The sequence below is a fragment of the Anaerococcus sp. C0059F3 genome (genome assembly GCF_056590475.1).
Map to the genome: position 1 here is coordinate 89604 of NZ_JBWPWE010000004.1, position 21140 is coordinate 110743.

Consider the following 21140-nt stretch of genomic DNA (forward strand, 5'->3'; position numbering starts at 1 on the left):
AATTTTATCTCCTTAATTCTTATATTCCTTATATACCCAAAAATATAGAAATTAAAAGCCTATATTATTTCTACAAAAAATTCATTAGATAGGCTCATACCTTTTTTTGTAAATTTTATAGCTTTGTCAATTTCAAAAAATCCATCATCCTTAAATTTCTTTATTTGGTCTTTATATTTTTTCAAAAAGTCTATACCGTATTTATCCCTAAAGACTTCCAGATTTATGCCCTCTGTTTCCCTTAGTTTGAAAATTATATATTCCTTCTCATTTTCATCCTTATCAACAAAATCCTTATTAATTATAGGAATCTTGTTTGATTTGAGCATCTTATCGTAAACAGCAAGATTTCTTGTATTATTGTATCTAAGATTTGAAAGATAACCTGCAGCTCCAATCCCAAAGCCTAGGTAGCCTTCCTGATTCCAATATTTTTTGTTATGAAAAGACTCAAAACCTTTTTGGGCAAAATTTGATACCTCGTAGCGATGAAGTCCAAGATTTTCTAACCCATCTATCAAATAAGAAAAAATATCAACTTCGAGATCAGAATCCATTAGGTCAAGCTTACCCTCTTTATCAAGAGCATAAAACCTTGAGCCCTTATCAAGAATCAGAGAATACCAAGAGATGTGCTTAGGTTTTAATTCCTTAACCATTTCCAAATCTCTTTTTACATTGGTGAAATCCTGGCCAGGCAAATTTAGCATAAGGTCAAAGGAAAGATTATCAAATCCTGCATTTTTTATCATTTCAATATCTTTGATGGCTATTTGACTAGTATGGTTTCTACCAATATTTTTTAAAACCGTATCATCAAAGGACTGGACACCTAAGGAAATCCTATTAATTCCCAAAGCCTTATAGGTTTGCAATTTTCTCATGTCAAGGGATTTGGGATTTACTTCTATGGTAAATTCCTTAATGTCAGTCTTAAATTTATAAATTTCACCTACAATTTTCTCTATAAATATAGGATCGATATAGGAAGGCGTCCCCCCACCAATGTAAACTGAATCTATTATAACATCCATCTTTTCCCTATATAGTCTTATTTCTTTAATTAGATTTTCTACATAAGGCTCTATCCAATTTTCCAAGTTAGGAAAGGCTGCAAAATCACAATAATAGCACTTTTTCTCGCAAAAAGGAATGTGGATATAGGCACCGACCTTATTCATTCTTACCAGTCATTTCTATTAATACTACTTTAGCATCAGATCTTGATATAATCTTAAAATCCTGGCCTTTTCTTATCCTTAGGGCATCGGCTGGAAAATAAGTATATTCCTTATTTTCAAATAAAACCCTAATCCTACCCTCAATTACAATAATATAATAAGGATTGTCGCTATTTTTGGGAACAAATTCATTTTCCTTCTCAAAATATAATCTCTTTATAATTTCAGAGTCTGATTTCAATACTAATTCTTGGCTAGCTTTAGGATTCTTTTTCTCTTCAACGTGGCCAGTTTTATTGTTTTGATAATCATCCTTAGTAAAAATTGTTTGATGGACAGGTGCTACAATTCCAAGAAGAATTTTCACAATATGGCTTCCATAATAAGTAAAACCCAATTTTTTCTGAAAAGACCTAGACTTAAAATTGTTCCTAAAATAACCAGCTGAAATATAGTCAAGGTCTAATTCTTCAAAGGCATATTTCATAAGGGCTTTTACAGCTTCGGTCATTATTTTTTGCCTTTGGAAAGCTTCGCTTAATACAAATCCTATTTCCTTTCCCTTCTTATCTTCAAAATCCTTATAAAACTCATCATCCACAGGATGAAGACCTATTGATCCAATTACTTTACCGTCCATTTCTATAGCTAGAACGTCCTTGTTCTTCTTAAATCTTTCTAAAACTTCCCTAGTGTTGTCAATACTTTCATGATGTGGCCAACCAGCCATTTCACCAAGACCGGGTGTCTTGGCATATTCGTAAAAATCTTCCAAATCATTATCATTAAAAGCCCTTAATATTAGCCTGTCAGTTTTTATTAGCAAATCAGTAAAATCAACTTTAATATCCATAATTTCTCCTTCGCTCTGATAGGAATACTATACAATAATGGAATTTTTTTTAAAATTTTGTAAGATATGATTAAGTTATTTGTCTACTATATGAAGGAGGGGTCATGGATATAGAAAAAATTTATAGGATATATTTTGACGACTTGTATAAGTTTTTGCTGTATCTATGCAAAAACAAAGAAGTCGCCCAGGATATATGTTCAGAGTCTTTTATAAAAGCAATGGACAATATAGAAAATATAGAAGATTCAAATATCAAATCCTACCTATTTCAAATAGGCAAAAATACCTATTACAACTATTATAAGAAAAACAAGAGGATTGTACTAACAGAAAATATCGAAGATTTTGACTTAGCTTTGGAATCTTTTGAGAAAAATTTTTTAGAAAAAGAAAACCTGACTGCCTTAGAAAAGGCTATAGAAAATCTCGAAAATCCTTATAAAGATGTAGTTAAATTAAGACTTAACGACCTTTCTTTTAAGGAAATTGGAGAAATTTACAACAAAAACCAAAACTGGGCCTGTGTTGTCTACCACAGGGCAAAAGAAAAATTAAAAATATTATTGGAGGAAAAAAATGAATAATTGTGAAATTATAAAAGATTTGCTTCCCTTATATCAGGAAAATCTCTTAAGTGATGAATCAAAAATCTTTGTCGAAGACCATCTAAGAACTTGCCCAGAATGTGAAGGTCTTTTAAAAGATGAAATACAAATTGAAAGAAAAGAATCAAAGCCCTTAGATTTTGTAGAAAAAAGGATAAAAAAAGAAACAAGGTATTTTACACTAGCTATCATCGCTCTTCTCGGATCAATCCTTATTTTTATAATCTCCTACCTCAATACGCCAAGGCATATCGAGTATGAAAAGGGTTTGTATAAGGTTTATAGGAGTGATGAAATCTACACAGTAGAATTTAATGACAGGGTTAGTGGAATAGACTATACAGATACAGAAGACGCCATCTACCTTGATGCTTATAGTACAAAATATGACAAGATTTTTAATAAAAGAAGGCTACGAAAATCTTTAACTTTCCATAAGGATAATTTTAAAACAGTTCTCTATCAAAACCACGATTCCATGCCAAATATGGTTATTGGCTCTGGAGAAGTTCACCAAACCCTCCTTCCTAGATTGTTATTAGGATTTTATGCAAGACTTTCTTTAATAGGTTTTCTAGGCCTTGGAGTATTAATATTTTTGATAGAAAAATCAAGAAAAAAAGCCATAAGTCTACCAATAAAAACTCTACTAATAGGAGCACCCCTATCGCTTTTCCTAGCAATTATTGCTATTAAGGGACTAAATACATCGACTTATTATCCAGTGACCGATTTTAAATATATCGCCTTTCTAGCTTTAGGTGTATATTTGTTTTTGATCTTCTTAAGCCTAGCAAGATACCAAAAAAGGATGTGAATTTCACATCCTTTTAAAATACCTATTTTTTATTCATCATCTAATTTTAATACTGCAAGGAAGGCGTCTTGTGGAACTTCAACGTTACCAAGTTGACGCATCTTCTTCTTACCTTCTTTTTGTTTTTCAAGAAGCTTTTTCTTTCTTGAAATATCGCCGCCGTAGCACTTAGCGATTACGTCTTTTCTAAGAGCTCTAACTGTTTCTCTTGCAATAATCTTGCCACCGATAGCAGCCTGGATTGGAACAGCGAATTGTTGTCTAGGAATCTCATCCTTTAGTTTTTCAACAATACCACGGCCCCTTGAGTAGGCATTATCCCTATGAACGATAAGAGAAAGGGCATCAACGTTTTGCTCGTTAATCAAGATATCAAGCTTAACTAAATCTGAAACTTGGTAGTCAGTTACTTCATAATCAAGTGAAGCGTAGCCCTTTGTCCTTGATTTCAAAGAATCAAAGAAGTTGTAAATTACCTCGCTTAGAGGGATTTTGTACTTGATTGACACCCTGGATTCATCAATGTAGGTCATATTTATCAACTCACCACGTCTAGATTGGGCTAGATCCATTACTTGGCCTATATAATCTTTTGGAGTGATAATTTCAGATATAGTTACAGGTTCCTTAATATATTGGATTTCTGTTGGATCTGGGAAATCATTAGGATTTTGTAATTCCTTTTCATTATCCTGACCCTTTAACTTAAGCTTGTAAATTACAGATGGAGCTGTTGCGATGATATCAAGGTCATATTCCCTTTCAAGCCTTTGGGTAATGATATCCATGTGTAAAAGTCCAAGGAAACCTGCCCTTAGACCAACACCTAGGGCCTGAGAATTTTCTTGTTCAAATACTAAGGCTGCGTCATTTACCTGGAGCTTTTCAAGCGAGTCCCTCAATTTATCAAAAGATTCGCCTTCTGCTGGATAAATACCAGAATAAACCATAGGTAGGACTTCCTTATAACCAGTAAGTGGTTTATCTGTTGGATTTTCTACTGTTGTGATAGTATCACCAACTCTTGCATCCTTAACTTGCTTTATAGATGCTTCGATAAAACCAACGTCACCACTCCTTAGTTCTTTGGTAGCAATCCTACCTCTTGATGTATAGCCAACTTGGTTTACTTCAAAAACTTTGCCAGTATTCATCATCTTAATTTCATCACCAGGACGGACTACCCCTTCAAAAACTCTTATGTAACAAATCACTCCCACATAGGAATCATAATAAGAGTCGAAAATAAGGGCCTTAAGCGGTTTATCATCATGATCTTCTGGTGCTGGTATATTTTCAACTATATCTTCTAGAACATCTTCAATATTTAGGCCGGTTTTTGCTGACACCAAAGGTGCCTTATCAGTATCAAGACCAATTTGATGTTCAATCTCAAGTTTAACTTCATCAACCCTAGCGCTTGGTAGGTCGATTTTATTTAAAACTGGAAGGATTTCCAAATCTTGCTCAAGTGCCAAATATGTATTGGCCAAAGTTTGTGCTTCTACACCTTGACTAGCATCAACAACAAGAATAGCTCCTTCACATGCCTTAAGAGATCTTGAAACCTCATAGTTAAAGTCAACATGGCCTGGAGTATCAATTAGATTTAGGTCATAAACTTTTCCATCATTAGCCTTATAGTGGATTTTAATTGATTTTAATTTAATTGTAATCCCACGTTCCTGCTCAAGCTCCATATCATCAAGCATCTGCTCTTTTATATCCCTTTGGCTGATATTTTCGCTTCTTTCTATAAGCCTATCAGCAAGAGTTGACTTTCCGTGGTCGATGTGGGCAATGATAGAAAAATTCCTAATATTATCTTTTTTCTTTGTCATATAACTCCTACTAATTAATTTCCATAAGGATTGTTATCAATTAAACCTGCATCTTCAAAAGGATAAATCCTAAAAAATGCATGGCCTACAATCTCTTCTTTATAAATTTGTCCAAAATCCCTTGAATCATTAGAATTGGCTCTGTTATCACCAAAAACTAAATATTCCTTATCACCAAGGACCCAACCTGTTTGTTCTGTCTTGGCAAGGGTTTCGTCAACTGAAACATATTTTTCTTCAAGTTTTTCACCGTTGATGTATACATCACCATCTTTTAACTCAACAAGATCGCCAGGAGTACCGATTACTCTTTTTACATAAAGTCTGTTTGGATAATCAGGAGCATGCAAAATTACAATCTCTCCCCTCTTATAGTCCCTAAAATGCTTGCCGATTTTATTAACCATAAGCATATCTCCATCGTGGAGGGTATTTAGCATAGACTTGCCCGCTACCCTTGTTGCATCAATGATAAAAGCCTTAACAAAAAATGTAATAGCCAAGGCGATAAGGATGGTTTTAACCCAATCCCAAATGGTATTTAATAGTGAATTTTCTTTTTTTATTTGTTTGTTTTCTTCATTCATAGCTAACCTCTCATTCTTATTAATTATATACTAGTTTGGGTCAATTCTCAAAAATTTACATAAGATAAATAAAAACTTGAGCTTTTTAATAAATTATGGTAGAATACATAAGTCAAGCAAAACAGAAGAGAGGTGAAAAATAGATGGCAAATATTAAATCAAGTCAAAAAAGAATAGAAGTTGCTAAGAGAAATAATCTTAGAAACAAATCTAGAAAATCAGAAATCAAGACATACATCAAAAAATTTGAAGCTGCAGTAGAAGCAGGCAATCTTGAAGAAGCTAGAGAAATCTTTAAAGTAGTTGACAAAAAGCTAAAACAAGCTGAAAGCAAAAATGTTATCCACAAAAACAGAGTAGCAGCAACTACATCAAAATTAGCTAGAAAACTAAACGCATAATAAAATGAGTGATAATCAGTAATGGATCCTAACATATGACTACTGATAATCACTCATTTTAAATGTAGTAAAAAATTTTGTAAGCAAAATTTTTTACGGTTTTCACAATTTATTGAGCAACGAAGTTGCGAAGAGAAATTGATGAAAAACATTATGCAGGGAGGAAAATTCAACACGACGAATAGGAGTGTTGAATTTGCCGAGTCGCTAAAAGTAGCACAAATTTTGCAAGCATAATTTGTGCGTTTTTCATTATTTTACAAGTGCGAAGCACGCAGGAAAATAATAGAAAAACCTTATGCAGCGGAGAAAAAAGGACGCGACGAACAGGAGCGTTCTTTTTTCGTAGTCGCAAATTACACGTGTTTTGCAAGCAATATCTGCTCGTTTTTCATTATTTTACAAGTGCGAAGCACGCAGGAAAATAATAGAAAATCTTTATGCAGGGAAAATAGTCCAGTGCGATGAATTTATCCCGAGCGATGTCGAGGAATTAATTAAATATAAGTATCAAAAAAGAGTGGTTACTCCACTCTTTTTAAATCCCCACAAAAGCGATTAATTTCATCAATTCATCCTTCATCTCAAAGGCTTCGGACTTTGATCTTATTTCCATATCCATTAGTCTTTCATTTATATCTATCAATTCGTCTAATGAATAATTTCTTATATTTGCCTTGGCTTTTCTTAATTCAAAAGACCCAATTTGGGCGGCCTTCATTATAAAAGAATCATTATAATTTGCCTCAGTCAAACTTTTTACAGCTGTCAAAATCCTAAACTGTCTTATTAACATATGGTAAATCATAAATAGGTCTTCTCCAGATTTTTCCATTAAAAGAAGGGTTTTTAAGGCTTCTTTTATATTTTTGCTGGCAATAGCATCTGTAAGATTAAAGATGTTTAAATTTAAAACCTGGTCTAGCTGGTCATCTATATCTTCTTTTTTTATTATTTCGTCATTTGAATTTGAAATTATCTTATCAACCGAATTTACAATCTCAAATAAATCAATTTCGCTATTATAAGACAAATAAGAAAACCTATTGATAATCTCGTCTATATACTTATTTGAAATCTTTTTATTATTTTTTATAAATCTTCTGCCGATAAAAGACCTTAGTTCATTATTATTAAGTCTATCAATCTCGACAATCGTCCCGTTTTTAGCAATCTCTTTATAAAATTTCCCCTTAAATGGTTTGGTGTCTGAAAAAATCAAAAAACTTGCATAAGGAGGAAAGTCCTTAACATCTTCCCCTAGCTTATCTAAAATTTCCTTATAATTTTTGACCCCATCCTTAGATAAATCAATATTTTGCCAAATAATAATCTTCCTATCTTCCATGACTGGATAAGTTTCGTAGGTATTTTTTATTGTATCGAAATCGGTCTCTCCCTTTATTTTTATAAGATTAAAATCTTTTATATTTATAAGTCTTTCCGCTTCTTCGATTATAGTTGTATTTAAATATTCCTCTTTGGAATCAAATAAATATATGCCAGATGTTTTTAAGCCCGAAAAGTTTTTAAAAAAATCAATATATTTCACCTAAAAAATCCTCCCTTCAAATATTTTTCTACCTTGACCCTGTCCTTATAAAAGTTGATTTTTACAAGACCATCAGTTTGGGTGTTATATTTTTTAATATCGCCAACATTTTCTAGAACTTTTTTATTTGGATGGCCGTAAGTATTATCCCTTCCTGCTGAAATCAAAACCATCCTTGGATTGACTTCTTCGATAAATTCCTTGGAGCTAGATGAAGATGAACCATGGTGGGATAATTTTAATATATCAGCCTCGACTTTAAGTTTATCTTCATAAGGCGATGATAAATCCCCCATAGTCAAAATTTTATTGCCCCTAATCTCAAGTAAAAGCCCTAGGGACTGGTCATTTTTATCAAGGTCTCCTTCTGCCCCATCATAGATACAGGTAATTTTACCAGATTTTAACTTAAACTCATCACCTATTCCCATAAAACTTGGCTGGTATTTCTCTATAAATTCCTTTGAAACCTTATTATCAGTTACAATTTCCTTAATTCTTATATTTTTCCTTAATATATCAAGATTGCCAGCGTGATCAGAGTCTTCATGACTTATAAATACGGCCTCAATTTCCTTGATTCCAAGACTTTTTAAGTAAGGCACAAGGATTCTTTCTCCCGAATCATAGTCCTTGTACTTTGGTCCACCCACATCTATCATATAATATTTGCCCCTATCATTAAGCAAAAATGCGTCTCCTTGGCCAATGTCTATCATTTGATATTCTATTGGTCTACCGAGACTTCTAACAGCCATTGATAAAATAACAATGACAAAAGAAACCTTAAAAAATTTACCTAAACCTTTTTTATTTTTTATATTTGTTAGTACAAAGATAAGGGCAAAAAGATAAAGGCTTATAAAGATACTTTCAGCTATAAAATTAAAAGAAAGAAACTTAATTTTTGCGAGTATTTCTGTCATATTAAATATTGACCTAATGGTTATATCAAGGACCATAAATCCTGGTTTTAGAAAGCCTTTAAAAATCGGATATAAAAATATCAGGCTAAAAATAATATACATGGCAAGTTCAAAAACAGGCACTACCAGGAAGTTCGCAATGATACTAAGAAAATTAAAATACCTAAAGTAGTAGGCAGTAAAAGGCAGGGCTGCAACTTGGATACTAGTTGTAAAGGCAAGGTTTTTCCTTATAAAACCTTCCTTAAAATAAGCATTGAGTCTTGGATAAATCTTATAAATTGCAAGCATGGTCACAAAGGTAAGGATAAAACCAGTGTTTAAGATGGCAAAAGGATTTATAAATAAAATCAAAATTGCTGCAACCATCAAGGCCTTAACCCTATCGACTCCACGCCTTAGCAAAAACCCAAGAAAAACAATTGTACTAACTATTATTACCCTAAGGATTGAATAGGCAAAACCAATTATATAGCCATAAAGACTAGCTAATATTAGTGAAAGTGTCATGGATTTCTTATAGGAAAGACCAATTTTGGATAAGATTAAAACCATAAAATTCATCAAGAGATTTAAGTGAAAGCCTGAAATAGCAAGGATATGAGCAAGACCAAGCTTATTTATATCTCCCTTTTCAAAAAGATTGTCCGCCAAAATTACCGAAATAACAAAGTCAGCAGAATCTTTGGATAAATTTCTCCTAAAAATCCTATTTACATAAGCTGTAAAAGATCTTCTTAGACTTAGGAAAATATTCGAAGACCTAGTCCTTGTCACTTCTTGATTTAAGTTTCTAGGCTTAAATTCAAGACCAATTCCCTTTGATATAGCATAATACCTATAAGAAAAGAGATTTGGATTGGTATTTCTCCTTACAAGCTTAAGGTCTCCAGCACATGAGATTTGATCACCAATATCAAAGTCATTTTCATCAAACATGAAGGCTTTTTTCCCATTTTCATCAATTTTAATCGTATATCTTAATGAGTTTTTGCTCATCTTTTTATCAATTATAGTAAAATTTATATTTACATTCTTACTTTCCTTTGGATTAATCCTATAAAATTTAAGACTAGCCAGAGAAAAGCCTACAAGGATTGCAAGAAAAAATATGGCATATTCTTTGCTTTTCCTATAAAAAAATAAAAAAAGGGTTCCAAAAATAAGTCCCCAAAAAAGGATATTCACATTTTCAAAATTAATAAAGCCCAGAATTCCAAGGATTAAGCCCAAAAGAAAAGGGATGATTCTTTTTTTCATAAAAACCTCTATTTCATTATATCATATGATATAATAGATTAGAGGAGAAAATCATGAAAATTTACGAAAAATATCCAGAAATTTTAAATTTCACCGCAGAAGTGAAAGATAAGAGATTTAAAAATAATATTAGCCAGCTTCTTGTAGAAAAAACTATCTTTATGCCTAGTGATGATTTTTTGATAAACGATTACAAGACTGCAGGAGGTCTTGAGGTTGTCGAAGTCAAGGAAAATAAAGGCAAAGACCTTATTTCTGTAAAAGGCAAATACACAGAAGAAACAATCGAATTAATTGTTGATAAGGCTTTAAGATACAGAAACCTATCCTACAATACAGCCTACATTCTCTTTCAAATTTTCCTAGAAGGATTTTATGGTAATGTTAAAACAAACTTATTTCTAAGCGAAGATAAGGCTTATATTACCCTATTAGATTGCACATCTGATATAGATGCTGAGCTTTTCGATGAGATGATAAATTACGCCATCGATTCTAACCTACCTATCACAACAAAAGCAGGAATTACAGAAGTGGCAGGTCTTGGCACTGTGATTAATTCTTATATCAATTTTGATAATACTTATAAAATCAGGAGATTTAAGGTTTTAGACATCAGAAAAGAAGGAAAAAATACTATCATTTCCTTTGCTACTGGTAGATAAATATTTGACATAAATATTCTACCGTGGTAAATTATTAGAAGTTTAAAGAAAGGAGAAAAGAAAAATGACAAAATTAAGAAAAGGAAAGAAAACCCGTAACTAGTAAGTAAGGATAGCTCCTTGACTTACATATGAAAAACCAAGGAGGATGCCGAATTTTCGGCACTATGAAAGAATTTAAATTTTTGATTAAAAAGATGGCTCATTTGGAGCCAATTATGTTTTTACTAATCGCACTTTACGGTCTATTTGTAGGGATCAAACCCTTCTTATGGATTATTTCGCCTGCCTATATACTAGAAAACTACCAAGGAAATCCTGAAGTTTTTCCCATGTTTTTCATAGGCTTATTTTTTATTTCTTCATTAATTAGCTTTTTTGATGCCTTTGTTATGGGCAATTACAGGATGAGGATGAACCACGTCCGCTATAAGCTAATGAATATGATCACAGAGTATTCGCTCTACCTACCCTACGCTCTTAAAAAAGAAAAGAAAGAATCCGAAAAAATAAGTGATGCCATGAAGGCTGTAGAATCGCCTTGGCTCGGAGCTGGTGGCATTATGATGGATCTACCAAATGTCTTTTCCATGATGATTTCTATCGGTGGATTTTTGTGGATTTTTACTACAATGGATCTTTGGGTCTTAATCACAACACTAATCCTAACTGGCCTTTCTTGGGCACTTTTAAACCAAGTCCCAAAATCTTATAACAGATACTGGGACGAAGTGAGTCCAAATTGGGATAAGTTTGCAAAGCTTAATAACGAAATGAAATCTCCCCTATCTAAGCAAGATATTTTGATTTTCGATACCATAAGGATATTTAAATCTTATTATGGCAAAACAAATAAAGATAGGATAAATCGCCTCGGAAAAGTTAACACAAAGACTCTAATAATTTTTACCTTGGCAAATATTTTTAACCTAATCAGAGACGGTCTTATTATTTATTGGCTAATGACAGGCCTTATTGTAGGTGGAATTTCTATAGCATCTTTCTATGTCTATTTTACAGCGATTTTCGCATTTATTGCCTTTAACCACCAGACCATGTGGGTTTTTTCTGATATCAGGAGAAACTTCACTATGTTTAAGCCATTTTTTAAGATTACAGATGTCTATAAGGACCAAAAACAAGAAATTTATCCAGAACAAGTAGAAATTGTCCTTGACTATGTTTCTTTTAAATATCCAGGTACAGATGACTATGTTTTAAAAGACATAAATTTAAGGATAAAAGACTCCGAAAGTATTGCTCTTGTAGGGGAAAATGGAGCAGGTAAATCAACACTCGCCCTACTTCTCGCAGGTCTTTATGAGCCAACACAAGGCAAGATTCTAATAAATGGAGAAGATATAAAAGATTCACACATAGACTATAAAAAGCTAATTTCAGCTGTCTTTCAAGATTCAAATCTCTTGCCATTTTCCTTTAAGGAAAATATCCTAATGTCAACTGAGAATAGAGATATAGACGATATTTACAAGATGACCCACCTAGATGAAATCATAAAAAAATATGATAAAAAAGATGACCAGACTCTTCTAAGGATTCTGGATAATGACGGGGTTGATTTATCTGGTGGTCAAAAGCAAAGACTATTTTTAGCCAGAGCTATTGCAAAATCTAAGGCTAAGCTTCTTATTCTAGATGAGCCGACAGCTCAACTTGATGCCCTTAACGAAAGAGAGCTTTATATGCTCTACGATAATCTCACCAAAGATAAGTCTTCGATTTTTATCTCCCACAGACTGGCATCGACTAAGTTTTGTGACAGGATAATTTATCTTAAAGACGGTAAGATTCTCGCAAATGGGACTCATGATGAGCTGATGAATACTTGTGAGGATTATAAAGACCTCTATAATCTCCAAGCAGACAATTACAAGGAGGTCCTATGAAAAATATAAGAAAACTTTTTAAATTAATAGACACCTACCGCCCAGGTTTTACCCTCAAAGTCATTATAACAAACCTAGTCCTTGGGTTCTTGCCTCTTATAAATATCTTCGCTCCAAAGCTAATTATAGATGAGCTTATGGGACAAAAAAGAATTTCATTTTGTCTAGGCATTGGCCTCTTGGTTATAGTCCTAGGTTTTATCAAAGAAGTAACCTATAGATGGCTAAACAATTATCTGACTCTCACCTTTGAAGATATGTCAGACAAACTCACCTTTAAGATAGCAAAAAAATCCCTAAGACTACCCATAGAAAAATCCGACTCCAAAGAAATCCAGGACATGATGGAGCAGGCCCACTATGCCGTTTGGGAAATGTACACCCTTTATGACATAATTGTCTTAGTAATATCGGCAGTGATAACAGGAATCTTATCTTTAGGAATACTTGTAAAGCTAAATCCTGCTATCATTATCTTGTTGGTTTTGTTAGTTTTGATAAACAAGAAAATTGTGACACTAATTAAAGAAAACGAACTAAAATACCAAGAAAATAACATCTCTGACCTAAGGTCATACAGGTTTTTTGCTAATTTTGCATCAGATCTAAGATATTTTAAAGACATTGAAATCTATGATGGTCAAGAATTAGTTCTTGAAAAAGCTGATTACTACCAAAATGAGATGATTAAATCATCAACCGACTACTTCAACAAAAACGGAATCTACACTGGGATTATGAATGTAAGTGCAAATGGATCAATAATTCTCACATTAATTTACCTAACCTATAAATTAATCGATAAGACAATTAGCCTTGCAAACTTCACCATGTACTTCAACTCCCTAATCCAGGTTATAAACGCAACTAATCTCATCCAGCAAAACTACGCTAAGGTTATTTCTGTAAATTCCCAACTTGATGTATTTTTCAATTTCCTTGAAATGGAAGAAGGCCTGCTTGATAAGGGAGAAATTACAGATATTGATACAAATGAGATTAGGATAAGATTTGAAAATGTATCCTTTAAGTATCCAGCAAGTGAAGATTATGTCCTAAAAGATTGTTCCTTTGAAATAAAAAATGGAGAAACCCTTGCACTTGTAGGCAAAAACGGAGCTGGCAAATCAACAATAGTAAAACTCTTGTGTAAATTTTACGAACCCACTGAGGGCCATATCTACCTAAACGATATAGATATATCTGAGATTTCAACAAAAAAATATTATGAAATCTTATCCCCTACCTTCCAAGACTTTAGGCTCTTTCCTTTTAGGATTAGTGAAAATATTACTAGTAAACTAAAGGAAGATATCAGCGATGATGAATACAGGGATATGGATAGGGCCTTTGACATCTTGAATTTATCGGATTGGATAGGAAAACAAGTAGAAAAGGAAGATACCTTCCTTACCTATCTTTTCTCAGATAAATCTGTCGAGCCATCAGGTGGCATCGGTCAAAAAATCGCCCTGGCCCGTTCAATCTTCCATGAAGGAAAGTTTTTTATCATGGATGAGCCAACCAGCGCCCTAGACCCAAGAAGTGAACAGGAAATCTTTGAAAATATGCTAAAAATTTCTAAAGGGCAAACTTCGCTTTTCATCTCCCACAGACTATCGTCTACCAAATATGCAGATAGAATAATTGTCTGTGATGCTGGAAAAATCACAGAAAACGGGACCCATGAACAATTAATAAAAGAGGACGGCCTCTATAAAGAGATGTTCACAACGCAAGCAGAATTATATGTATAGAAAAAAGCTTAGGCGAGAAATTGCCTAAGCTTTTTAAGTCTTTATAATGTCATCCCCTTATAGTATATAAAAGCTATTACAAAAACTAAAGATGCTATAAGGTTCATTGATAAGGCAAGGAGAGATTTTTTCTTATAGGATTCTAGATCTGCCAAATCCTTACTAGAAATATTTTGTATTGGGTATTTTTTCCTACCAATTAAATATGCTAGCAAAAAAGCATTGCCATTATTGCCTGAAATATTTAAGACCCCCAATAATCTAGGGTGTTTAAGCCCCCTCGCTTTTGCATCTATTTGGGTCATTTGATAGATATTATATTGGAGGATAAAACCACCAACCACAAAGACTGCCCCACTAATTATCATTATTATTAATTTTATATCCATATCTTTCTCCTAAAATCTTTTAATAATCTCACTATAAACTAAGCCTGTTACTATTACTGCAAGGCTAAATATTGAAATTAAAAATACTTTTTCTGGCAAAAATTCTGTAAAAAGTGCCATTATAATCATTGCTATTAAAGCAATTACTATAATAAAAATGAGTTTTTTGTTTGATTCTACAATGTTTGTTGATTCTTCTAAGTGTTTCATAAAATTATCACTCCCTTTTAAGAGCTCATCAAGACTTATTTGGTATAAGTCAGAAAGAGCGATTACATTTCCAATGTCAGGATATGTTTTGTTATTTTCCCAATTTGAAATTGACTGCCTGGAGACAAAAAGTTTTTCTGCAACTTCTTCTTGGGTCATGGATTTTTTTAACCTGGCATTTTTTAATTTATCTCCGATTTTCATTCTTACCTCCTAAGTCTATATTAAAAAATTTTATTTATTTAGTCTATCTATATCACTTTACACTCAAGTTTTTTTATGTAAAAACCCTTTTACATTCTTTAATTTTAAGGGTTTTCTTAAATATTTGACCAATTTTTCAATATATATGATAATTATTAAAGGAGGAATTATGGAAGGAATTATTATTGGCGTCGTGACATTTTTTTTAATAGGAATTTTTCATCCCCTCGTGATCAAGGGCGAATATTATTTTGGGAGGAAGGTTAACAAATTTTTTATTTTATTTGGTATAATTTTTGTTGCCCTTTCCCTTTACATCAAATCTCTTATCCCTAGCATCTTTGCTGGTGTAATTGCCTGTTGCTGTTTTTGGTCAATTGGTGAAGTTATTGAGCAAGAACAAAGAGTTCTTAAGGGTTGGTTTAAGGAAAATCCTAAAAGAAAAACCCACTATGATGAATTAAGAAATAAAAAAAATCTTGACAAGTAAAAATTTCACCTTATAATGATAATGAACGATGTTCATCTAGGAGTCATATATGATTATATCCAAAGAAAAAATCCTTAAAGAGTCTAGAGATTTGGTTGCAAGCGAAGGCTTAGATGCCCTAAGCATAAGGAAGTTAGCAAAAAAATGTGACCTTGCAGTAGGTACAATCTATAACTACTTTTCATCCAAGGATGACCTTATGATTTCAACTATAGAAAGTGTTTGGGAAGATATATTCCGAATAGAAGAGCACGACCAGGGAGCCGATGACTTTTTGAAATACCTGTCGGATATTTTTACCCACCTAAGTCTTGGCATAGAAAAGTATCCAAACTTTTTTACCATCCACTCCCTAAGTTTTAAATCACAGAGCATCGGCAAGGCCAAGGACTCAATGGCAACCTACATCGAAAAACTCAGGGAAAATTTGATTTATATCCTGGATAAGGATCCCAATATCAAAAAAGATGCTTTTGACGATGACTTTACTAAGGATGATTTGGTTGAATTTATCCTGTCAACTAGCCTTTGTTTTATAGTTGATAAAAATTATAACAAAGACTTGCTATTAAAAATTGTAAAAAAGACCTTATATTAACCCGCTATTTGAAGCGGGATTTATAAGGCAATAAAATGAACAATGTTCAGTAAGGAGTTTATATGCAAGCATTATTTGAAACAATTTTTGATATTTTTTACCTAGGAACAGTAATATTTCTCGGCACAAAAATGCTCAAAGAAGGAAAATTTGATAGAGTATACTATTTATTCGGTCTAATGGCCCTGGTTTTAGGCTTTGGTGATGCCTTTCATCTAATACCTCGTGCCATAGCCCTAAATACCACAGGTCTTGAATCTTTCACAAGATCACTTGGCCTTGGCAAACTAATCACTTCCATAACTATGACGATTTTCTACCTCATCCTCTACTACGTTTGGAGAGAGCGTTATAAGATTAAAAATAAAAAAGGACTTACTTTCACTATCTGGGCCCTAGCAGTCTTGAGGATTTTACTAGTTCTCTGTCCAGAAAATAAATTTTTAACCAGCCCATCCCCACTTATCTGGGGCATTTATAGGAACATTCCCTTTACAATAATGGGTCTAATTATAATTATAATATTCTACCAAAAATCAAGGGAAAGAAAAGACACTGCCTTTAAAAATCTTTGGCTAACCATTGTTTTAAGCTTTGGTTTTTATTTACCAGTTGTGCTTTTTGAACAGGTCTTACCAGCCATAGGCGCTCTCATGGTGCCAAAAACTTGCGCCTATATCTGGACAGTTTTAATTGGATATAAGGCTATGAAAGGAGAAAAAAATGACAAAAAAATACTTTAAGACATCATTCATCTACGCCCTTTTTGGCTTATTTATAGGAGCTTTTTACAGGGAATATACAAGGATTATTGGCTTTAGAGGCCCTACAAATTTAGGACTTGCCCACACCCATACCCTAGTATTAGGCTTTGTTTTATTTATAATCCTAAGCTTATTTGCTAAAAGTTTTGATCTAAAAGAAGACAAAAAAGAAAAAAGATTTTTCAATACCTATAACTTTTCTTTGATATTAGTCATAGGAACCCTAATTGCAAGAGGTTTTTATCAAATCTATGGCTTAGATAATAATGCCATAAGCGCAGCCATATCAGGAATTGCTGGCATAGGCCACATAGGAATTTCATTTGCCTTTTACTTTTTATACGCTTATCTAAAAACTTATATAGAAAAGCCTTAAAAAGTTAAGTATATTACTCTCTTAAAAAGCTCTCCAGCTTGGAATTTCCAAGTTAGAGAGCTTTTTAGTGGATAAATCTATCAAGTATCATTACTATAGGAAGGGGTAGCATAAGAATAAGACCGATTATCTCAAATAAATCTAACTTATCTCGACTTTCCTTATACTTGCGAATAGTTCCAAAAATTAATAGTATAATCCCCAAGGCAAGTAAAAAATAAACAAGTAATCTTAACATATCTCCTCCTATTTTTTGTGGGCTGTCTTAAGCCTATTTTCAAGTGTAATTCCTAAAATTATATAGGACATAAATTCTATTATAATAAATAAAATCCTCCTATACCTTGTCATATCGGCAAAATTATTCAAGACTAAACCCAAAACCATAAAGATAAAGGCAAGGGCAAAGGAACCTTTCGCCATAAAAGAATTTGCAAAATACCAGTTTTGCTTGGACTTCATTGAAAGTTCTGTCCTATAGCCGTATTTTTTATCAATGGGCTTATCCTTTATCATATTTGAAATGAAGCCAACTATTACAAAGTAGGCTGGGAATAAAAATATTAAAAAATCTTCAAATTTCATTATTTCTCCTACAAATATTTTTTAATTAAAAAGTCAAAACCAAGGGCCCAGGCCATAGAATAAGCAAAAATGCTAAGGGGTTTGCAAAGAAGAATGATTGCAACAAATTTCCTTACAGACATTTCAGTAAGACCTGTTAGGTAGCATAAAAAATCATCTGGTGCAACTGGCAAGAAAATCGCAAGAGCAAAAAACTTGTCGTACCTATCTTCATTTAGTTTTCCCTTATACTTATCATAAAGTTCTTCACCAAATATTCTTATTACAATAGACCTACCAAAGGTTCTTGAAATGAAAAATACAAGTATAGATCCTAGGCATATTGATATGTAGTTATAAATAAATCCCCAAAAGGCTCCGAAAATCACCACTCCTGCAACACAGGTAAGACCACCTGGTATTACCGGCACGATTATTTGAACTATTTGTAGGCCCATAAAAACAATAGGTGCCCAAGCTCCCTTGGCCAAAATTAACTCCCTAAAAGTATCAAGAGAATTAAAGTATCCCTTGTGGAAGCCTACAAAACCCAGGATAATACCCAAGATTAAGAGGATTGCCCCTATTATATTAAAAATTTGATCTTTTACAAACTTTTCCATATTTACTCCGCTGTATGATGTATGTAGTGCTATCATACACCTATCTTTCCCATCTGTCAATTACTACATTATGATACCATACTTTTGTGAAGATTTGGTAAAGATAGAAATTTTACAAAGAAAAATCCAAAGACCAGACTCGGTCAATGGATTTTATTTTTTATACAACTATATTTAATATCTTTCCTGGAACGTAGATTACCTTTCTAAGTTCTTTATCTTTGATATAGGTATTTACGTTTTTATCTAGGTTAGCAAGGGCTAGGGCTTCTATTTGGGTAGCTGTTTTTGAAATTGTAATCTTGCCACGCATCTTGCCATTAACTTGAACTGGTAGGTCTACTGTATCAAGACTTAGCTTGTTTTCATCATAAGTAGGCCAAGTAGTATCTGTTAACCTTCCTTCAAAGCCTGCCATTTCCCAAAGCTCTTCTGTAAGGTGAGGAGCAACTGGATTTAATAAAGTAATGTAGGTCTTGAAATCTTTTTTAGTAATTTTTCCAAGTGATCTCATCTCATTTGATAAAGTCATTAATTGAGCTATAGCTGTATTAAACTTGAGGTTTTCATAATCTTCGCTTACCTTTTTAATTGTTTGGTTGGTTAGGATTTCTAATTCTTTAGAATAATCATCTCCATCTTCCACTAGGTCTAGAAGGTTATAAACTCTTTCAAGATATTTCCTACAGCCCTTGACTCCCTCATCTGACCATTTTGCAACTGACGAGAAGTCTCCCATGAACATTTCATAAGTCCTAAGTGTATCTGCACCAAAATCTCTGATGATATCATCTGGATTAATTACATTTCCACGTGATTTACTCATCTTTTGTCCATCAGGACCTAGGATCATGCCGTGGCTTGTCCTCTTCATGTAAGGCTCTTTGGTAGGAACAACTCCAATGTCGTATAGGACCTTATGCCAAAATCTTGAATAAAGTAAGTGGAGAGTAGTATGTTCCATTCCTCCGTTGTACCAATCAACAGGTGTGTAATAATCAATTGCTTCCTTGCTTGCAAGAGCTTCCTTGTTATGTGGATCTACATATCTTAGGTAGTACCAAGAAGATCCTGCCCATTGTGGCATGGTATCTGTCTCTCTTTTGGCTGGCTTGCCGCAGTGAGGACAGGTTGTGTTTACAAATTCGTCAATCTTTGCAAGTGGGGATTCACCTGTGGCTGTTGGTGTGTAAGACTCAATTTCAGGTAATTTTACTGGTAGGTCTTTTTCATCTACTGGCACCCAACCGCAGTCATCACAATAAACCATTGGAATTGGCTCGCCCCAATATCTTTGTCTAGAAAATACCCAGTCACGAAGTTTGAAGTTTGTCTTAGCCTTGCCAAGGCCTTTTTCTTCTATATATTCAATAGCTTTTTTCTTAGCCTCGCTTGCAGTAAGTCCATTTAGGAAATCAGAATTGATTGAAATACCTTTTTCGATGTCTGTTACAGGAAGGTCTTCTTCTGAGTCATAGACACGGACAATTGGCATATCAAATTTCTTAGCAAATTCAAAGTCACGTTCATCGTGGGCAGGAACTGCCATGATAGCACCTGTACCATAACCCATTAAAACATAGTCAGAAACCCAAATTGGAATTTCTTTTTCATTTAGTGGATTAATTGCAGATAAACCATCAATCATAACACCTGTCTTATCCTTATTTAATTCTGATCTTTCAAAATCAGATTTAAGACTTGCTTGGTGTTGATATTCTACAATTGCATCGTAGTTTTTAATTTCATCTTTATATTTTTCAAGGATTGGGTGTTCAGGGGATACAACCATGTAAGATACACCAAAAATTGTGTCAGGTCTGGTTGTGTAAACTGTTAGCTTTTCTTCCTTGCCCTTGATTTTGAAATTAACATCTGCACCGTGGCTTCTACCAATCCAGTTGATTTGGCTAGTCTTTATCCTATCTTCAAAATCAACTCCTTCAAGGTCATCAATCAACCTATCTGCATAGGCAGTTATCTTTAGCATCCATTGATTTTTAAGCTTATGCTCAACATCTGCCCCACATCTTTCACACTTGCCGTCAACTACTTCTTCGTTAGCAAGGCCAACAAGACAAGATGGACACCAGTTTACTGATGTTTCAGACTTATAGGCAAGACCCATCTTATACATTTGTAGGAATATCCATTGGGTCCACTTATAATATTCTGGATCTGTTGTATTTATCTCCCTATCCCAATCGAATGAGAAACCAATAGATTCCATTTGGCCCCTAAAGTGGTCGATGTTTTTTTCTGTAATAATAGCTGGGTGGATTTTGTTTTCTATTGCATAGTTTTCTGCTGGAAGGCCAAAGGCATCCCAACCCATGGTATAGATTACATTTTCTCCCTCAAGTCTTCTCTTACGAGCCACAACGTCTATAGCTGTGTATGGACGTGGGTGGCCAACGTGAAGGCCTTGGCCTGATGGATAAGGAAATTCTACAAGTGGGTAAAATTTCTTTTTATTTGGATCTATTTCGGATTTAAAAGTTTTTTCTTCTTTCCATATCTTTTGCCATTTTTTCTCAATGGCATTTGGATTATATTCCCTCATCTTT

General features: G+C 33.5%; 22 protein-coding genes. 10 read left to right on the forward strand and 12 right to left on the reverse strand.

All coding sequences use genetic code 11. The features are described from left to right. Positions 1 to 59 precede the first annotated feature (59 nt). Together hemW and AC1EJ5_RS03720 are read right to left on the reverse strand one after the other, a co-directional pair. Positions 60 to 1181 (reverse strand): radical SAM family heme chaperone HemW, encoded by a 1122-nt coding sequence (gene hemW / locus AC1EJ5_RS03715; RefSeq protein ID WP_479814612.1) that lies wholly within the window; start codon positions 1179 to 1181, stop codon positions 60 to 62. Continuing rightward, the gene (locus AC1EJ5_RS03720) at positions 1174 to 2034 is read right to left on the reverse strand and encodes a GNAT family N-acetyltransferase (RefSeq protein ID WP_479814614.1); all 861 of its coding nucleotides are present in this window, start codon (positions 2032 to 2034) and stop codon (positions 1174 to 1176) included. The genes hemW and AC1EJ5_RS03720 overlap by 8 nt, the downstream gene beginning before the upstream one ends. Before the next feature lie 104 nt (positions 2035 to 2138). Between AC1EJ5_RS03720 and AC1EJ5_RS03725 the strand changes: the two genes are divergently transcribed. Continuing rightward, on the forward strand, positions 2139 to 2621 hold the full coding sequence (locus AC1EJ5_RS03725) for an RNA polymerase sigma factor (protein WP_479814616.1): 483 nt from the start codon (positions 2139 to 2141) through the stop codon (positions 2619 to 2621). Next, positions 2614 to 3459, forward strand: a complete 846-nt coding sequence (locus AC1EJ5_RS03730; protein ID WP_479814618.1) for a zf-HC2 domain-containing protein — start codon at positions 2614 to 2616, stop codon at positions 3457 to 3459. The genes AC1EJ5_RS03725 and AC1EJ5_RS03730 overlap by 8 nt, the downstream gene beginning before the upstream one ends. A gap of 29 nt (positions 3460 to 3488) precedes the next feature. Here AC1EJ5_RS03730 and lepA read toward each other — a convergent pair whose 3' ends face one another. Together lepA and lepB are read right to left on the reverse strand one after the other, a co-directional pair. Continuing rightward, positions 3489 to 5300, reverse strand: coding sequence for a translation elongation factor 4 (gene lepA / locus AC1EJ5_RS03735; RefSeq protein ID WP_223420123.1), 1812 nt, complete (start codon positions 5298 to 5300; stop codon positions 3489 to 3491). 14 nt (positions 5301 to 5314) lie between these two features. Next, positions 5315 to 5887 carry a signal peptidase I gene (gene lepB, locus AC1EJ5_RS03740; RefSeq protein WP_223420121.1) on the reverse strand — a complete coding sequence of 191 codons (573 nt, stop codon included), beginning with the start codon at positions 5885 to 5887 and terminating at the stop codon, positions 5315 to 5317. A gap of 143 nt (positions 5888 to 6030) precedes the next feature. On the opposite strand from lepB, the gene rpsT reads away from it, so the two are divergent. Beyond that, positions 6031 to 6288, forward strand: a complete 258-nt coding sequence (rpsT, locus tag AC1EJ5_RS03745; RefSeq protein ID WP_223420119.1) for a 30S ribosomal protein S20 — start codon at positions 6031 to 6033, stop codon at positions 6286 to 6288. A gap of 538 nt (positions 6289 to 6826) precedes the next feature. Here rpsT and holA read toward each other — a convergent pair. Both holA and AC1EJ5_RS03755 read right to left on the reverse strand, forming a co-directional pair. Further along, positions 6827 to 7840 (reverse strand): DNA polymerase III subunit delta, encoded by a 1014-nt coding sequence (gene holA, locus AC1EJ5_RS03750; RefSeq protein WP_479814621.1) that lies wholly within the window; start codon positions 7838 to 7840, stop codon positions 6827 to 6829. Beyond that, complete coding sequence (locus tag AC1EJ5_RS03755) at positions 7837 to 10026, reverse strand: DNA internalization-related competence protein ComEC/Rec2 (protein WP_479814623.1); 2190 nt, start codon at positions 10024 to 10026, stop codon at positions 7837 to 7839. Before AC1EJ5_RS03755 ends, holA begins: the two co-directional genes overlap by 4 nt. A gap of 53 nt (positions 10027 to 10079) precedes the next feature. Between AC1EJ5_RS03755 and AC1EJ5_RS03760 the strand changes: the two genes are divergently transcribed. The 3 genes from AC1EJ5_RS03760 (at position 10080) to AC1EJ5_RS03770 (ending at position 14355) form a co-directional block, all read left to right on the forward strand. After that, on the forward strand, positions 10080 to 10691 hold the full coding sequence (locus tag AC1EJ5_RS03760) for a hypothetical protein (protein ID WP_479814625.1): 612 nt from the start codon (positions 10080 to 10082) through the stop codon (positions 10689 to 10691). Positions 10692 to 10858: 167 nt separating this feature from the next. Next, on the forward strand, positions 10859 to 12598 hold the full coding sequence (locus AC1EJ5_RS03765) for an ABC transporter ATP-binding protein (protein ID WP_479814722.1): 1740 nt from the start codon (positions 10859 to 10861) through the stop codon (positions 12596 to 12598). Further along, positions 12595 to 14355 carry an ABC transporter ATP-binding protein gene (locus AC1EJ5_RS03770; protein ID WP_479814627.1) on the forward strand — a complete coding sequence of 587 codons (1761 nt, stop codon included), beginning with the start codon at positions 12595 to 12597 and terminating at the stop codon, positions 14353 to 14355. The genes AC1EJ5_RS03765 and AC1EJ5_RS03770 overlap by 4 nt, the downstream gene beginning before the upstream one ends. 41 nt (positions 14356 to 14396) lie before the next feature. On the opposite strand, the gene AC1EJ5_RS03775 is transcribed toward AC1EJ5_RS03770, so the two are convergent. After that, a complete protein-coding gene (locus tag AC1EJ5_RS03775; protein WP_223420103.1) occupies positions 14397 to 14744 on the reverse strand; it encodes a hypothetical protein in 348 nt (115 codons plus the stop codon). A 9-nt stretch (positions 14745 to 14753) separates the two neighbouring features. Beyond that, positions 14754 to 15158: a helix-turn-helix domain-containing protein gene (locus AC1EJ5_RS03780; RefSeq protein ID WP_311486370.1), complete on the reverse strand. Its 405-nt coding sequence runs from the start codon at positions 15156 to 15158 to the stop codon at positions 14754 to 14756. Between the two features lie 169 nt (positions 15159 to 15327). Here AC1EJ5_RS03780 and AC1EJ5_RS03785 point away from each other — a divergent pair, with 169 nt between their 5' ends. From AC1EJ5_RS03785 to AC1EJ5_RS03800, 4 genes are all read left to right on the forward strand, one after another. Beyond that, positions 15328 to 15648, forward strand: coding sequence for a DUF4491 family protein (locus tag AC1EJ5_RS03785; protein ID WP_479814630.1), 321 nt, complete (start codon positions 15328 to 15330; stop codon positions 15646 to 15648). A gap of 49 nt (positions 15649 to 15697) precedes the next feature. Then, positions 15698 to 16246, forward strand: a complete 549-nt coding sequence (locus AC1EJ5_RS03790) for a TetR/AcrR family transcriptional regulator (RefSeq protein WP_479814632.1) — start codon at positions 15698 to 15700, stop codon at positions 16244 to 16246. A gap of 62 nt (positions 16247 to 16308) precedes the next feature. Beyond that, positions 16309 to 16989 carry a hypothetical protein gene (locus tag AC1EJ5_RS03795; RefSeq protein ID WP_479814634.1) on the forward strand — a complete coding sequence of 227 codons (681 nt, stop codon included), beginning with the start codon at positions 16309 to 16311 and terminating at the stop codon, positions 16987 to 16989. Then, positions 16970 to 17386 carry a DUF2871 family protein gene (locus AC1EJ5_RS03800; protein ID WP_479814636.1) on the forward strand — a complete coding sequence of 139 codons (417 nt, stop codon included), beginning with the start codon at positions 16970 to 16972 and terminating at the stop codon, positions 17384 to 17386. The genes AC1EJ5_RS03795 and AC1EJ5_RS03800 overlap by 20 nt, the downstream gene beginning before the upstream one ends. A gap of 64 nt (positions 17387 to 17450) precedes the next feature. Here AC1EJ5_RS03800 and AC1EJ5_RS03805 read toward each other — a convergent pair whose 3' ends face one another. The 4 genes from AC1EJ5_RS03805 to leuS all read right to left on the reverse strand — a co-directional run bounded on the left by AC1EJ5_RS03805 (position 17451) and on the right by leuS (position 21136). After that, positions 17451 to 17624, reverse strand: coding sequence for a hypothetical protein (locus AC1EJ5_RS03805; protein ID WP_479814638.1), 174 nt, complete (start codon positions 17622 to 17624; stop codon positions 17451 to 17453). 8 nt (positions 17625 to 17632) lie between these two features. Beyond that, positions 17633 to 17971: an SdpI family protein gene (locus tag AC1EJ5_RS03810; RefSeq protein ID WP_479814640.1), complete on the reverse strand. Its 339-nt coding sequence runs from the start codon at positions 17969 to 17971 to the stop codon at positions 17633 to 17635. Between the two features lie 8 nt (positions 17972 to 17979). After that, the gene (locus AC1EJ5_RS03815) at positions 17980 to 18609 is read right to left on the reverse strand and encodes a TVP38/TMEM64 family protein (protein WP_479814642.1); all 630 of its coding nucleotides are present in this window, start codon (positions 18607 to 18609) and stop codon (positions 17980 to 17982) included. Between the two features lie 124 nt (positions 18610 to 18733). After that, positions 18734 to 21136 (reverse strand): leucine--tRNA ligase, encoded by a 2403-nt coding sequence (gene leuS, locus AC1EJ5_RS03820; protein WP_479814644.1) that lies wholly within the window; start codon positions 21134 to 21136, stop codon positions 18734 to 18736. Between the last annotated feature and the right edge of the window lie 4 nt (positions 21137 to 21140).

Coding starts and splice junctions, on each gene's coding strand:
- hemW (WP_479814612.1), bottom strand. CDS start 1,181: ATGAATAAGGTCGGTGCCTATATCCACATTCCTTTTTGCGAGAAAAAG.
- AC1EJ5_RS03720 (WP_479814614.1), bottom strand. CDS start 2,034: ATGGATATTAAAGTTGATTTTACTGATTTGCTAATAAAAACTGACAGG.
- AC1EJ5_RS03725 (WP_479814616.1), top strand. CDS start 2,139: ATGGATATAGAAAAAATTTATAGGATATATTTTGACGACTTGTATAAG.
- AC1EJ5_RS03730 (WP_479814618.1), top strand. CDS start 2,614: ATGAATAATTGTGAAATTATAAAAGATTTGCTTCCCTTATATCAGGAA.
- lepA (WP_223420123.1), bottom strand. CDS start 5,300: ATGACAAAGAAAAAAGATAATATTAGGAATTTTTCTATCATTGCCCAC.
- lepB (WP_223420121.1), bottom strand. CDS start 5,887: ATGAATGAAGAAAACAAACAAATAAAAAAAGAAAATTCACTATTAAAT.
- rpsT (WP_223420119.1), top strand. CDS start 6,031: ATGGCAAATATTAAATCAAGTCAAAAAAGAATAGAAGTTGCTAAGAGA.
- AC1EJ5_RS03755 (WP_479814623.1), bottom strand. CDS start 10,026: ATGAAAAAAAGAATCATCCCTTTTCTTTTGGGCTTAATCCTTGGAATT.
- AC1EJ5_RS03760 (WP_479814625.1), top strand. CDS start 10,080: ATGAAAATTTACGAAAAATATCCAGAAATTTTAAATTTCACCGCAGAA.
- AC1EJ5_RS03765 (WP_479814722.1), top strand. CDS start 10,859: ATGAAAGAATTTAAATTTTTGATTAAAAAGATGGCTCATTTGGAGCCA.
- AC1EJ5_RS03770 (WP_479814627.1), top strand. CDS start 12,595: ATGAAAAATATAAGAAAACTTTTTAAATTAATAGACACCTACCGCCCA.
- AC1EJ5_RS03775 (WP_223420103.1), bottom strand. CDS start 14,744: ATGGATATAAAATTAATAATAATGATAATTAGTGGGGCAGTCTTTGTG.
- AC1EJ5_RS03780 (WP_311486370.1), bottom strand. CDS start 15,158: ATGAAAATCGGAGATAAATTAAAAAATGCCAGGTTAAAAAAATCCATG.
- AC1EJ5_RS03785 (WP_479814630.1), top strand. CDS start 15,328: ATGGAAGGAATTATTATTGGCGTCGTGACATTTTTTTTAATAGGAATT.
- AC1EJ5_RS03790 (WP_479814632.1), top strand. CDS start 15,698: ATGATTATATCCAAAGAAAAAATCCTTAAAGAGTCTAGAGATTTGGTT.
- AC1EJ5_RS03795 (WP_479814634.1), top strand. CDS start 16,309: ATGCAAGCATTATTTGAAACAATTTTTGATATTTTTTACCTAGGAACA.
- AC1EJ5_RS03800 (WP_479814636.1), top strand. CDS start 16,970: ATGACAAAAAAATACTTTAAGACATCATTCATCTACGCCCTTTTTGGC.
- AC1EJ5_RS03805 (WP_479814638.1), bottom strand. CDS start 17,624: ATGTTAAGATTACTTGTTTATTTTTTACTTGCCTTGGGGATTATACTA.
- AC1EJ5_RS03810 (WP_479814640.1), bottom strand. CDS start 17,971: ATGAAATTTGAAGATTTTTTAATATTTTTATTCCCAGCCTACTTTGTA.
- AC1EJ5_RS03815 (WP_479814642.1), bottom strand. CDS start 18,609: ATGATAGCACTACATACATCATACAGCGGAGTAAATATGGAAAAGTTT.
- leuS (WP_479814644.1), bottom strand. CDS start 21,136: ATGAGGGAATATAATCCAAATGCCATTGAGAAAAAATGGCAAAAGATA.